Genomic DNA, 13472 nt, shown 5'->3' with positions numbered 1-13472 from the left:
AACTGAAAGCGTCAACCGCGCTCTGAGGGCGCCGACGACAATTCGAACGGGCTGCTGCTGCGCCGCTGGTTGCGATCTTCCCGCGGCGTGGCGCCGAAGAAATTGCGGTAGGCGCTGGAGAAGTGTGGCCCCGAAGAGAAACCACACGACAAACCGATCTGGATGATCGACTTGCTGGTTTGCATCAACATCTGCCGGGCCTTGTTCAGGCGCAGTTCCAGGTAGTACTGGCTCGGCACACGGTTGAGGTACTGCTTGAAAATCCGCTCCAGCTGCCGACGGGACACGCACACGTGCTGGGCGATTTCGTCGGTGGTCAGCGGCTCTTCAATGTTGGCTTCCATCAGCAACACGGCTTGCGTGAGCTTTGGATGGCTGGAGCCGAGGCGATTCTGCAATGGGATGCGCTGACGCTCACCGCCTTCACGAATACGTTCGACCACCAGTTCTTCGGACACCGCACCGGCCAGTTCAGCGCCGTGATCACGGGCCAGCACCGCCAGCAACAAATCAAGCACTGACATCCCGCCGCATGCGGTCAGGCGATCGCGATCCCAATCGAACAGATGGCTGGTAGCGATGACCTTGGGGAAGCGCTCGGCGAAATCATCCTGCCAGCGCCAGTGCACCGCGGCACGATAGCCATCGAGCAAACCGAGTTGGGCCAGTGGATAAACACCTGCCGACAGACCGCCAATCACACAACCGGCACGCACCAGTTGCTTGAGCGCGCTGCTGAGCGCGGGCGCCAGCGCGGTCGGCGGTTCATCCGCCAGCAGAAACAGCTTCTGGAAATTTTCCAGCTTGCCGGTCCAGGGCTCACCCGGCAATTGCCAGGCCCCTTCTGCAGGCGTTTCGGCCTGCAGAAACGAGAGTTCGTAAACAACCTCCGGATGCACGCGCTGAGCAACACGCAAGGCCTCCTCGGCCAGCGCCAGCGTCAAGGCTTTAGTGCTGGGCCAAATCAGGAAACCAATTCGATGGGCAGTCATGGCGGGCAATCCGAAACGAAAACAGTGTTAAAGCCGAAGGCGGCTGCAACCAAATTAGACCATCTGGCGCGCGGTGCGCAGCATGACCTAATTTGGTGCGTAACGGGAGCGATTACTTCAGGCTGCCCGAGAGGAATTGTTGCAAACGTTCGGACTGTGGATTGACCAGCACTTCACGTGGGTTGCCGCTTTCTTCAACCACACCTTTGTGCAGGAATACCAACTGGTTCGACACTTCACGGGCAAAGCCCATTTCGTGCGTCACCACGACCATGGTCCGGCCTTCCTGGGCCAGCGCCTGCATGACTTTCAACACGTCGCCCACCAGTTCCGGGTCGAGCGCCGAGGTCGGTTCGTCGAACAGCATCACCTCGGGTTCCATCGCCAACGCACGAGCGATCGCCACACGTTGTTGCTCACCACCGGACATATGGCCAGGGTATGCATCTTTACGATGAGACACGCCAACCTTGGCCAGATACATCTCGGCCTTTTCACGGGCTTCGGCCTTGGACATGCCGAGCACGTGAACCGGCGCTTCCATGATGTTTTCCATCGCGGTCATGTGCGACCACAGATTGAAATGCTGGAACACCATCGACAACCGCGAACGCATGCGTTGCAGTTGTTTCGGGTCGGCGGCTTTCAGCGCGCCGTCCTTGTTCGCCACCAGTTTCAGCTCTTCGTTGTTCAGCAGAATCTTGCCGGCGTGCGGTTGCTCAAGCAGGTTGATGCAACGCAGGAAGGTACTTTTGCCGGAGCCACTGGAGCCGATGATGCTGATCACATCGCCGGCTGCCGCTTTCAGGGACACGCCCTTGAGCACTTCGTGACTGCCGTAGCGTTTATGCAGGTCTTGGACTTCAAGTTTGTACATGCTGTCGGTTCTCACAAAAACAGTCAGTCAGTGGTTTCAGTGCTTGCGCGGGGCCAGATAGCCCAGCCAGCGGTGCTCGGCCATCTTGAACAGACGCACCAGAATGAACGTCATGCACAGGTAGAACACGCCTGCGGTGATGTAGGCCTCGAACGGCAAGTAGTACTGAGCGTTCACGGTACGCGCGGCACCGGTGATGTCGATCAGGGTCACGATGGACGCCAGACTGGTGGTCTGCAGCATCATGATCACTTCGTTGCTGTACTGCGGTAGCGCCCGGCGCAACGCCGACGGCAGCAGAATGCGCTTGTACATTTTGAAGCGCGACATGCCCATGGCCTTGGCCGCTTCGATCTCACCGTTCGGCGTGGCCCGCAGGCTGCCGGCAATGATTTCAGCGGTGTAGGCACTGGTGTTGATCGCGAAGGCCAGGCACGCGCAGAACGTCGCGCTGGACAGCCACGGCCAAAGGAAGCTTTCACGTACCGCTTCGAACTGCGCCAGACCGTAGTAGATCAAGAACAGTTGCACCAACATCGGCGTGCCGCGAATCACGTAGGTGAAAAGCCAGGCACTCATGTTGACGATCGGCTGCTTGGAGACGCGCATCAAGCCCAACGGCAATGCGGCCAGCAAACCGAACAGCAACGACAGCGCGAGCAGTTTGAGGGTGGTCACCAGGCCGCCGAAGTACAGCGGCAAGGCCTCCCAAATGACGTTGTAGTCGAAGATCATAGATCAGCCGCCCTTACGCCTACCGAGTAGCGCTTCTCAAGGTGACGCAATGCCAGCAACGAGACACTGGTGATCACCAGGTACATCGCGGCTACTGCGAGGAAGAAGGTGAAAGGCTCGCGGGTGGCATCTGCCGCCTGCTTGGCCTTGAACATCATGTCTTGCAGACCGACCACCGAAATCAGCGCAGTCGCCTTGGTCAATACCAGCCAGTTATTGGTGAAGCCCGGAATCGCCAGGCGAATCATCTGCGGCACCAATACCCGAAAAAACACCTGAAAACTGCTCATGCCGTACGCCGCACCAGCCTCTGCCTGACCTTTCGGGATCGCCATGAAGGCCCCACGGAAGGTTTCCGACAGGTACGCACCGAAGATGAAACCCAGGGTGCCGATACCGGCGATCAACGGGTTCAGGTCGATGTAGTCGTCATAGCCGAGCAACGGTGCAACACGGTTGAGCAAGTCCTGACCGCCGTAGAAAATCAGCAGGATCAGCACCAGATCGGGAATCCCGCGGATCACCGTGGAATACAGATCGCCCAGCCAGGCCAGCCAGCGTACCGGCGACAGGCGCAATGCGACCCCGATCAGACCCAGAACAATGGCCAAGGCCATGGACGACAAGGCGAGCTGAAGCGTCAGCCATGCGCCATCGAGGATGACAGCCCCGTAGCCTTTCAACATGATTCAGGTCCTCGAAAGTTGGGATGAAAAAATGGCGCAAACCTCAGAGATCCTGTTGCTTGCGCCATTTCGGACTGACAGCTGCGACTATTTACTTACCGTAAATATCGAAGTTGAAGTACTTGTCCTGGATTTGCTTGTACTTGCCATTCGCACGAATGGCGACGATGGCGGCGTTGATCTTGTCCAGCTCAGCCTTGTCGCCTTTACGCACGGCAATACCAATGCCGTCGCCGAAGTATTTCTCGTCGGTGAAGGCCGGACCGACAAACGCGAAGCCCTTGCCCGAGTCGGTTTTCAGGAAGCCGTCATCCAGCAGGGTAGCGTCAGCCACGGTGCCATCGAGGCGACCGGCAGCCACGTCCAGGTAGATTTCGTTCTGCGAGCCGTACGGCTTGATTTCAGCACCCAGCGGCTTCAGGACTTCTTCAGCGAAACGGTTGTGAATCGAACCGCGTTGTACGCCAATTTTCTTGCCCTTGAGCTCGGCCAGGTTGTCGCTGACCTGAGTACCGGCCTTCATCACCAGACGTGCCGGGGTGTTGTAGTACTTGTTGGTGAAGTCCACGGACTTCTTGCGATCGTCGGTGATCGACATGGACGACAGGATCGCGTCGATCTTGCGCACTTTGAGTGCCGGGATCAGACCGTCGAACTCTTGCTCGACCCAAACGCACTTGACCTTCATCTCTTCGCACAGGGCGTTGCCGATGTCGTAGTCGAAACCGACGATGCTGCCGTCCGGCGCCTTGGACGCGAACGGAGGGTAAGCCGCCTCGATACCAATTTTCAGAGGCTTTTCATCGGCGAACGTTGGCAGGGACAGCACGGACAGTGCCAGGGCGCCAAGAAGCACGAGTTTCTTCATCTTAGGACTCCATCGGTATAGGGCGAAAACGGCAGAGTGAGCGACAGCCCAATATGCGAATGGGTGGATCTGGAAAGCTGCGCTGCGTCGTAGGATTGTTGCGTTGAGTTCAGCTCTGATTTCAACGCAGGCAACGGCGAGCGAGTGATCGGCATTCTAACGACAGGCCCGAAGCCGATATTTCTTCAATGCGACAACAAATTACAGAAGCACCGAGAAACCCGACCAAGCACATTGACAGCCCTGCAAATTCATGCAAGAGCAAAAGACAGTGAACCGATCTATGTTGCAAATTGCGGGCCTATTATTCGCAAACCCTTCTAATCCGGCAAGCGCAGCGTTGTGTCTTATTTTTCAGGTGGTCTGAAGAGGCCCTGGAACGGGGCTTTGCGTTTCCCAATGCCTCGTTATTGGGCGAGCGGTTACACATTTAGTTACTTGAGACGGGCCGGGTAACAGTGGGAATTGGCCGACAGATGAAGTCGATAATTATTGGCCGTGGCTACTCAGATGGTGATGCGGCGTCTGACAGACCGCCATCGCGAGCAAGCTCGCTCCCACAGGGGATTTGTGGGGTAACTCGATCAAATGTGGGAGCGAGCTTGCTCGCGATGAGGCCAACCCAAGCAATAAAAAATCCAGACCTGATCACATAAAAAAGCCCCACCAGGCTCAACACCGGGCGGGGCTTTCGATGACACAAGAACGGCTATTAAGCGGCGTTCATGGTCTTGTGCGTATCAATCAAATGCTGCACCACACCCGGATCGGCCAAGGTGGAGATATCCCCCAACCCGTCATATTCAGCGGTAGCAATCTTACGCAGGATCCGGCGCATAATTTTCCCCGAACGGGTTTTCGGCAGGCCTGGCGCCCACTGAATGACATCCGGCGAGGCAATCGGACCGATCTCTTTGCGCACCCAGTTTTTCAGTTCCAGGCGCAGCGCTTCGCTCGGCTCTTCGCCACCGTTGAGGGTGACGTAGACATAAATGCCCTGCCCTTTAATGTCATGCGGCACACCGACCACCGCCGCTTCGGCGACTTTCGGGTGCGCGACCATCGCACTTTCGATCTCGGCAGTGCCCATCCGGTGACCGGAAACGTTGAGCACGTCATCCACGCGCCCGGTGATCCACCAGTAGCCGTCTGCATCGCGACGCGCGCCGTCACCGGTGAAGTACATGCCACGGAAGGTCTTGAAGTAGGTGTCGACGAAACGGTCGTGGTCGCCATACAGCGTACGTGCCTGACCAGGCCACGAATCGAGAATCACCAGATTGCCCTCGGCAACGCCCTCGATGATGTTGCCCAGGTTGTCCACCAACGCCGGCACCACCCCGAAGAACGGCCGTGCCGCAGAACCCGGCTTAAGCGCATGCGCGCCCGGCAGCGGGCTCATCAAGGTTGCGCCGGTTTCGGTCTGCCACCAGGTATCGACGATCGGGCAACGGGATTGGCCGACGTTCTTGTAGTACCAGTCCCACGCTTCCGGGTTGATCGGCTCACCGACCGAACCCAGCAGACGCAGGCTGCTGCCATCCGCACCTTCAACGGCCGCCGTACCCGAGGCCATCATGGCGCGGATCGCGGTCGGCGCGGTGTAGAGGATGTTGACCTTGTGCTTGTCGACGATCTTCGCCACCCGAGTGATGTCCGGGTAGTTCGGCACGCCTTCGAACAGCAAGGTGGTCGCGCCATTGGCCAGCGGGCCGTAGACGATATAGGTGTGGCCGGTGACCCAGCCGACATCGGCGGTGCACCAGTAGATTTCGCCCGGACGGTAGTCGAACACGCGCTCGTGGGTCAGCGCGGCGTACAACAGATAGCCGCCGGTGGTGTGCTGCACGCCCTTCGGCTTGCCGGTGGAGCCAGAGGTATAAAGGATGAACAGCGCTTCTTCAGCGCCCATCTCTTTCGGCGCGCACACGGTGCCCGCGACTTTCATCAGGTCTTCGTACCAGATGTCGCGGTGCTGGTTCCACTTGATGTTGCCACCGGTGCGCTTGCACACGATGACCTTCTGGATGCTGCTGGTTTCCGGGTTGGTCAGCGCGTCATCGACGTTGGCCTTGAGCGGGATTTTCTTGCCGGCACGCAGGCCTTCGTCAGCAGTGATCACCACTTTCGATTTGCAGTCGATGATTCGACCGGCCAGGGCTTCCGGCGAGAAGCCGCCGAACACCACCGAGTGAATCGCACCGATCCGGGTGCAGGCCAGCATGGCGACCACGGCTTCGGGAATCATCGGCATATAGATAGTCACCACGTCGCCGCGATGCACATCCTGGCCGCGCAAGGCGTTGGCGAACTTGCAGACTTCTTCGTGCAGCTCGCGGTAGGTGATGTTTCGGCTCTCGGCAGGGTCATCGCCCTCCCAGATGATCGCGATCTGATCGCCACGTTCGGCGAGATGGCGGTCCAGACAGTTGTAGGAAACGTTCAGAGTACCGTCGGCGAACCATTTGATGTCGACATGGTGATCGTCGAAGGAAGTCTGCTTCACCGTGGTGAAAGGCTTGATCCAGTCGAGGCGCTTGGCTTGCTCGCGCCAGAAGCCGTCCGGGTTGACGACCGACTGCTGGTACATGGCCTTGTAGGTCGCCTCGTCAGTCAGCGTGTTGGCCGCAACCTCGGGACGAACGGGATACAGAGAAGCCGCACTCATCTTTCTTACCTCGGTGGAATAGTTGTTTTTGTATGGCCCCGTTGTAGCCGGGCCGGGCCTATAGAACCATTCGACGATGGTAGTAACAAGCCCCTACAAAACGTCTTGATACCACCCAATCCGGGGCTCCCCAGCCCCTTCTTCCCCGTAGGAGCTGCCGCAGGCTGCGATCTTTTGATCTCCTCCCACAAAAAACAAACCTCAAAAGATCGCAGCCTGCGGCAGCTCCTACGCGTTTATTTCAGGATTATTGCAAGATATGCCAAAAGTCTTTATCAAAAGCACACCTATATACGCGCAACTCGCACGCCTAAAATCAGCCTCGCCAACCAGGCAAACGTGATTAACCCAGTTGCAGCCCCCACGAAGGCAGTTAATCCAACACTCAGTCATCAAGTTCCACACGCAACCCCAAAAAGGTTGCGTGACCCCCTTCGACCTCAGAAAGGTAAAATTGAAATGAAAGCTTTATTGGTTCTGGCCCTCAGCAGTCTGTGCGTAACCGCCATGGCAGACGAGATCCCGACTGATGTTGCCAACAACACCGTACCGGTAGAGGAATACACTTACTCGACTCACCTGGACATCGCCAAAGTTATCTCCATGAGCGAAGTTCCAAGCGTTTGCGAAGTGGTACCAGCCCGCATGGAATATGAAGACTCGAACGGTCAACGGCATATTCTGCGTTACAGCGTGATGGGTAACGGCTGCTCTAACGGCTGATCATCAACGCTGAGGTCTTGCTCATTGCCGGACCCGACATCACCGCCCGACCTTCGTCGGGCGTCGTTGTGTCTGGAGCCACAGAAACCCGAACCAAAACACTACATGTAGTGTAAAAAGCCATTTCTGGTTGTTTTTCGAACAGAAAACCCCATAAACAATTGCCACCCGAAACTGGACACAATCCAGCCCATCAAAACACCCCATCTCCCCTGCAAGTCCCATCCCATCGGGCTTGTGGCGCTTTAACAGCAAACACCGACGTCTAGACCGCTCTCACGTCGCCAAAAATCCTCAAAAAAAATCTTGATCGGCCAAAGCCCTGTAAACCCTTGCTCCGCCTTGATTACGCGGCCTGCCGAGGGTTCTCTGAGCCATTTCGTCGCACCACAACCGTGAAAAAACACCTATAATGCGCCCGTAAATCGGGCCTGCAACATCCCCTTACAGGAGGATGCAGGACGCTGAGACTACCGCAGGAGCTGACGACGTCATCTCCGCCCTTAGCGACTTCAGGACACCCGTACACATTTCTGTTTTTTGCCTGCGTACTGCTGCAACAAACGATTCCTTTTAGAGACAACGCGGCCACCGAGCCGTGTGAAAAACCGACCATCAGAGTTTTCACACGGGCGACTGGCCCTCACGCAGGAGACGACACGTCATGCTGAGCTGGGACGAATTCGACAAAGAAGACGGCGAAGTTGTCGCCAAAGGCGCCAATGCTGGCCACGCAACCGAAGCCAACATGGACCGCCTCGACAGCGCCGGTGGTGCCGCAGCCCTTGAAGCTCGCGCCGTAACCGCCACCGACTCGGCTGCGATCATCCGCGCCAAGGCCGCCCTCGACAAACTCGACGTCGCCGAAGGCCTGGCCGAACTCGAAGGCGCTTCCGCCCGCGTTGCGGTCGACGAAAAGCGCATGATCAACTGCCGCGCCGACCTCAACCAACTCGTCCCGTTCAAGTACGACTGGGCCTGGCAGAAGTACCTGGACGGCTGCGCAAACCACTGGATGCCGCAAGAAGTCAACATGACCGCCGACATCGCCCTCTGGAAAAACCCGGAAGGCCTGACCGACGACGAGCGCCGCATCGTAATGCGCAACCTCGGCTTCTTCTCCACCGCCGACTCCCTGGTTGCCAACAACCTGGTGCTGGCCGTGTACCGCCTGATCACCAACCCGGAATGCCGCCAGTACATCCTGCGCCAGGCGTTCGAAGAGGCGATCCACACCCACGCCTACCAGTACTGCATCGAATCGTTGGCCATGGATGAAGGCGAGATCTTCAACATGTACCACGAGATCCCATCGGTCGCGAAAAAAGCCACCTGGGGCCTGAAATACACCCGTTCGATCTCCGATCCGAAGTTCGAAACCGGCACCGTCGAAACCGACAAAGAACTGCTGCGCAACCTGATCGCCTACTACTGCGTTCTGGAAGGCATCTTCTTCTACTGCGGCTTCACCCAGATCCTCTCCATGGGCCGTCGCAACAAAATGACCGGCGTCGCCGAGCAGTTCCAGTACATCCTGCGCGACGAATCCATGCACCTGAACTTCGGCATCGACGTGATCAACCAGATCAAAATCGAAAACCCACATTTGTGGGATGCTGAAATGAAGGAAGAAGCGACCCAGATGATTCTGCAGGGTACGCAGCTGGAGATTGAATACGCTCGTGACACCATGCCTCGTGGGGTTTTGGGCATGAATGCGGCGATGATGGAGGATTATCTGAAGTTCATTGCTAACCGTCGTTTGTCGCAGATTGGTCTGAAAGAGGAATATCCAGGGACGACTAACCCGTTCCCTTGGATGAGCGAGATTATGGACTTGAAGAAAGAGAAAAATTTCTTTGAGACTCGGGTTATTGAGTATCAGACTGGTGGGGCGTTGAGCTGGGATTGATGGCTCGGGGTTGAACTTGTTGTAGTGAAAAAGCCAGGCGGCGCGAGCTTCCTGGCTTTTTTTGCTTACCTGCAATGTACAAACCAGAGGCATGGCTGACAGGTTTACGAACACATGGTTGATTTTTGGTAAGACCCACCTGCCGATAACTCACCACTTCTTGGAACGCAAGCAGCCAGTACCGACCAGCTACGTGCCTCCAATCGTAATGAACAAGTCGGCAGCGGTAGTAGGCAGGAGTTGAGGTCAACCCCCTGACTAACTCATGAGCTAGTCAGGGGCTACAGCGGAAGAATCAATGAAGGGCGCTTCAATCTCACCTCATTATCAAAAAACTGTCTGAAAGTGATGACGTTATCGAAGCCATCGTAAGCTGATTCTTTAGCTTTCTTCAAAGACTCCGGCACAACCAGCGAAATCGAGTTCCTACCCATCTCATCAATGGCCTCACCCGACACTCGGTCATCAACAGTAGCAAGAAAAATTGCTCCAAGCGGCTTCTCTAAAGCCAACTGCTTCCATCGTTCGCGCAGGGTTGTCTTCAAGGAAACAATAACCGCATCTCCCTTCATGTTGAGCTCTTTGACGTCAGGTAAGACAAAATCCGGGCGCCGGCCACCGAAGACAGCCTGCGCTTCGTGACGAATTCGACCATCCTTGAAAAGCCTCGCTACATGATGCTCAAACGAAAGCCCAGCTCTGCTTTTTCTGGTTTGCGCCGCGCTGAGGAATATCGAGTCGAGCTCAGAGAATGCCCGAACAAGATTACCAACAGGATCACCTCCCCCGTGAAGGAGAATTCGGGCGACTTGAGCTGCACGGAAGCGAAGTTCTGCCTGCTTGTAGATGGAATACTCGATGTCCCTGCTGATGCGCATGACCGCGTCTCCAGGCCGGGAGACGGAGTACGGGTTCATGTCGCAGAAGCCGTTCTCATTAAGCCACTTGCCCTGCGCTTTTCCCGCCAATGTCTCTGGAGATGGAAGAGTCTGCTTCTTAATAAATTGCTCCAAGGTTCCATCCTTGATCGCCTGCGACAGCTCGGCTATGAGCTGGTCGGTTTCGGAAGCAGGCTCAACAAGCGAAGCAGGATCGAACAGGCCGTAGTGGAAATCGGCACCCAGCTCGAATGCGGTCTCGATAATTTCCGCTTCTTCGCTTACCGAATCAACGACGATGAACCAATAGCTGGAACCAAACCTCACTTGCTTGAGTTTTCCGATAACGAGTAGCGAGGCTGGGGAAAGTGCCTGGAATTGCTCCTTGGGCATTCCCGTGTGCTGCCACTCGTACCTTGGCTTTGCTTTCTCTTTGTTGGTTGGATTGCGCATCGAAAAATATTTGATCGTCGATGTCTTTATCTCGCCAGAGGCTGGCCAGAACGTTGGATATTCGACATCGTAAATGTGCGGTTTTTCCGGGTTGGAATTCTTCAGTTTTGGAAAGAAGTCAGACTCAGCAACAGGGCGAGGGATAAAAAAACCGTTCTGGTGCCCATTCTTGGGACTATCTGCCCAAGATGTGTCATTGCGTGACAGTTTCTTGATGAAGAGACTCTCACTCTGATTGATCAAAGTGGAAATATCATTCCATTCCGGATGGAAGCCCATCGTTGTTCCTTATTTCTGATATTCGGGCGAGTCTTTACAGACTCGAAAAATTCAACGGAACTCGCTGGTAGCCACGCCCACCGTGACAAGCCTGTATTCCACGCGAACAACGCTGTCTCTGCTTCGCGTATCCAATGGGTTCTGGAGCGTTTGACGGACAAGGACTTCAACGCTGGTGCGTTCTTCGTCTGCGAAGTTGTCGTCGAAAATACTTGCCCCCTCTCCTCCCCCCCCCCCGAGGTTTCGTTCGGATTGAGCCGGCGGAACTACCAATGAGCCACAATCACCTATCCCTATTGTGAGGACCTGCATCCTAGTTCCAACGCGTCTTCGTCGATCTGGAAATATTCCGATCCATTTATCAGCCAGCTCGCTATCAGGTCAACAAGCAATGGGGATTTATCTTTTTTCATCGACCGTACAGCACACTCCCACACGACAAGTACCCTCCACCCCATTGCTTTAAGGGCGTCTTTCTGAAGGCTGTCACGAGTCTGATTTTTTCCGATTTTCTCTAACCAGAACTCAGGACGAGTTTGGGGAACCTTAAAGTACCTGCATGCATGCCCATGCCAAAAACAGCCATGGATGAAGACAAGTGCACGGTATTTCGGTAACACCAGATCGGGCTTACCGGGAAGGTCTTTGACATGTAAACGGAAGCGAAACCCCCGTGCGTGCAGGGCTTTGCGGATTAGAAGTTCAGGCTTGGTGTTTTTACCCTGAATTCCAGCCATCATTCTGGAGCGTGTAGCCACATCCACGACATCAGTCAAATAGCCTCCATACCGGAGCGCTGGACGCTCCGGAGCTAAGGCCGACGCGGCTACCTAATCAGGCTGGAAGGGCGAATTCCAACTGAGGCTGCTCGGTGTCGGCCATTTTCTCTTTCGCTTTCAGGATACGGTCCTTCATCAATCGAGCTACCGCCTCGAAAACCGGTACGGCAACAGAGTTGCCAAACTGACGATAAGCCTGTGTGTCAGAAACTGGAATGATGAAGGTGCTCTCACCAGGCTTATCAAATCCCATCAAGCGTGAACACTCATGAGGCGTCAATCGACGTGGTCGATTAATCTGGTTCAATTCGCTATTGAAATCCAGAGCGTCGACAAAGCCTCGGTCAACAAGGATTTCAGAGCCGTCCTTGTGATACCTCGCTGACAGCGTACGCGCCACGTCATTAGGCCGAGTCAACCCAAAACCGAAGCCATTACCTTTCTCACGATGTTTCGCAGCATAGCGGTACAGGTAATCCCAGAGCTTTGGCGTCAGGATGTATTTACTGTCTACTTCTTTATCGAGCAAATCGCCAAACGTCGGTTTTTGCTTCGGAATGAGCTTGCTGATTTCACTTAGGGTGAAGCCTTGATGAACATTCAAATCGCGGCGGAAGCCTACCAGCACAATCCGCTCACGGTGCTGGGGAAGGAAGTTTTTGGCATCGATAACTTTCGGATCTGTACCCTTCGGGGCATTTACGTCTGCAACCTCATACCCAAGCTCATCAAGCGCTTCGCAGATGATTCTGAACGTGTTGCCTTTGTCATGACTCTTGAGATTTTTCACGTTCTCCAGCAGGAAAGCAGCTGGACGTTTAGCGGCAATGATCCGTGCCACGTCAAAAAAGAGAGTGCCCTGGGTTTCGCACTCAAAGCCGTGTTTACGGCCTAGCGAGTTTTTCTTGGAGACACCAGCCAGCGAAAACGGCTGGCAAGGGAAGCCGGCAAGCAATACGTCATGATCCGGGATTTTGCGATCAATGTTCAAATAGGCTTCGTCTTCACTTACCTCTGGCTTGTCGGACAGAGTTACCGAGCGGATATCCAGATTGAAGCTGTGCCGAGCAGGATCACAGTAGTGATTCGCCTTGTAGGTTTTAACGGCGTATTTGTTCCACTCGGAAGTGAACAGGCACTCACCACCAATTGCTTCAAATCCCTTTCGAATACCTCCGATCCCTGCGAACAGATCGATGAACGTAAAAGAAGGTTTATGATTCAACCGCTTAGGGAGTAGAGACTCCAGATGAGTGTACTCAGCGTGGGTCAGCTTCGGAGACGCTTTACCCTTCACCCAGCGGTTGACCGTTTCGCGACAGTGAGGCGAACCAATCTCACTGAGCTTTTCGGCCAGCTGGCCTTGGTCGTAGATCTCAAGCAGCTTATTCAGAAGTGCCAGGTCTTGAGCCGGATGAGGATCCGGCTGAAATGAATGCGGGCTCGTCTCGTCGGCTTGTGTAAATGCGGTTTCAAAAAAGTTCATGAGCCCTGCTTTCCTCTGGGTCAAATCTGTGACGAATGATCACTATTCTAGCCCTTGAGACCTCAAAGTAAATGAAATTTCTTGGGTTCCCAAACATTTGGGTTAATGACGTACGACGGGGTTAGGGATAGAAATT

Annotated in this window: 11 protein-coding genes; 2 read left to right on the top strand and 9 right to left on the bottom strand. The window is 55.3% G+C overall.

Annotated features, from left to right (window positions below):
- Positions 1 to 11: 11 nt before the first annotated feature.
- The 6 genes from argR to acs form a co-directional block, all read right to left on the bottom strand.
- Positions 12 to 992 (bottom strand): transcriptional regulator ArgR, encoded by a 981-nt coding sequence (gene argR / locus BK659_RS20460; RefSeq protein ID WP_123426776.1) that lies wholly within the window; start codon positions 990 to 992, stop codon positions 12 to 14.
- Positions 993 to 1104: 112 nt separating this feature from the next.
- Positions 1105 to 1869: an ABC transporter ATP-binding protein gene (locus BK659_RS20455; RefSeq protein WP_123426775.1), complete on the bottom strand. Its 765-nt coding sequence runs from the start codon at positions 1867 to 1869 to the stop codon at positions 1105 to 1107.
- Positions 1870 to 1905: 36 nt separating this feature from the next.
- Positions 1906 to 2604: an ABC transporter permease gene (locus BK659_RS20450; RefSeq protein WP_123426774.1), complete on the bottom strand. Its 699-nt coding sequence runs from the start codon at positions 2602 to 2604 to the stop codon at positions 1906 to 1908.
- The gene (locus tag BK659_RS20445; protein ID WP_123426773.1) at positions 2601 to 3290 is read right to left on the bottom strand and encodes an ABC transporter permease; all 690 of its coding nucleotides are present in this window, start codon (positions 3288 to 3290) and stop codon (positions 2601 to 2603) included. Before BK659_RS20445 ends, BK659_RS20450 begins: the two co-directional genes overlap by 4 nt.
- A gap of 91 nt (positions 3291 to 3381) precedes the next feature.
- Complete coding sequence (locus BK659_RS20440; RefSeq protein WP_054593623.1) at positions 3382 to 4158, bottom strand: ABC transporter substrate-binding protein; 777 nt, start codon at positions 4156 to 4158, stop codon at positions 3382 to 3384.
- A 712-nt stretch (positions 4159 to 4870) separates the two neighbouring features.
- Positions 4871 to 6826, bottom strand: a complete 1956-nt coding sequence (gene acs, locus BK659_RS20435; RefSeq protein ID WP_123426772.1) for an acetate--CoA ligase — start codon at positions 6824 to 6826, stop codon at positions 4871 to 4873.
- Positions 6827 to 7285: 459 nt separating this feature from the next.
- On the opposite strand from acs, the gene BK659_RS20430 reads away from it, so the two are divergent.
- Positions 7286 to 7549, top strand: coding sequence for a DUF2790 domain-containing protein (locus BK659_RS20430; protein WP_123426771.1), 264 nt, complete (start codon positions 7286 to 7288; stop codon positions 7547 to 7549).
- A 664-nt stretch (positions 7550 to 8213) separates the two neighbouring features.
- Positions 8214 to 9461 (top strand): ribonucleotide-diphosphate reductase subunit beta, encoded by a 1248-nt coding sequence (locus BK659_RS20425; protein WP_019693172.1) that lies wholly within the window; start codon positions 8214 to 8216, stop codon positions 9459 to 9461.
- A 281-nt stretch (positions 9462 to 9742) separates the two neighbouring features.
- On the opposite strand, the gene BK659_RS20420 is transcribed toward BK659_RS20425, so the two are convergent.
- From BK659_RS20420 to dcm, 3 genes are all read right to left on the bottom strand, one after another.
- Positions 9743 to 11071 (bottom strand): type II restriction endonuclease, encoded by a 1329-nt coding sequence (locus tag BK659_RS20420; protein ID WP_123426770.1) that lies wholly within the window; start codon positions 11069 to 11071, stop codon positions 9743 to 9745.
- Between the two features lie 293 nt (positions 11072 to 11364).
- A complete protein-coding gene (locus tag BK659_RS20410) occupies positions 11365 to 11847 on the bottom strand; it encodes a very short patch repair endonuclease (protein WP_123426768.1) in 483 nt (160 codons plus the stop codon).
- Positions 11848 to 11905: 58 nt separating this feature from the next.
- Positions 11906 to 13336, bottom strand: a complete 1431-nt coding sequence (dcm, locus tag BK659_RS20405; protein ID WP_123426767.1) for a DNA (cytosine-5-)-methyltransferase — start codon at positions 13334 to 13336, stop codon at positions 11906 to 11908.
- Positions 13337 to 13472 lie beyond the last annotated feature (136 nt).

Source organism: Pseudomonas brassicacearum, from assembly GCF_003732225.1.
In the GTDB taxonomy this organism is placed as follows: domain Bacteria; phylum Pseudomonadota; class Gammaproteobacteria; order Pseudomonadales; family Pseudomonadaceae; genus Aquipseudomonas; species Aquipseudomonas brassicacearum_E.
Note: the sequence above shows the minus strand (reverse complement) of the source record. Positions and strands in the feature narration are given on the sequence as shown.

Coding starts and splice junctions, on each gene's coding strand:
- argR (WP_123426776.1), bottom strand. CDS start 992: ATGACTGCCCATCGAATTGGTTTCCTGATTTGGCCCAGCACTAAAGCC.
- BK659_RS20440 (WP_054593623.1), bottom strand. CDS start 4,158: ATGAAGAAACTCGTGCTTCTTGGCGCCCTGGCACTGTCCGTGCTGTCC.
- BK659_RS20445 (WP_123426773.1), bottom strand. CDS start 3,290: ATGTTGAAAGGCTACGGGGCTGTCATCCTCGATGGCGCATGGCTGACG.
- BK659_RS20450 (WP_123426774.1), bottom strand. CDS start 2,604: ATGATCTTCGACTACAACGTCATTTGGGAGGCCTTGCCGCTGTACTTC.
- BK659_RS20425 (WP_019693172.1), top strand. CDS start 8,214: ATGCTGAGCTGGGACGAATTCGACAAAGAAGACGGCGAAGTTGTCGCC.
- dcm (WP_123426767.1), bottom strand. CDS start 13,336: ATGAACTTTTTTGAAACCGCATTTACACAAGCCGACGAGACGAGCCCG.
- acs (WP_123426772.1), bottom strand. CDS start 6,826: ATGAGTGCGGCTTCTCTGTATCCCGTTCGTCCCGAGGTTGCGGCCAAC.
- BK659_RS20430 (WP_123426771.1), top strand. CDS start 7,286: ATGAAAGCTTTATTGGTTCTGGCCCTCAGCAGTCTGTGCGTAACCGCC.
- BK659_RS20455 (WP_123426775.1), bottom strand. CDS start 1,869: ATGTACAAACTTGAAGTCCAAGACCTGCATAAACGCTACGGCAGTCAC.
- BK659_RS20420 (WP_123426770.1), bottom strand. CDS start 11,071: ATGGGCTTCCATCCGGAATGGAATGATATTTCCACTTTGATCAATCAG.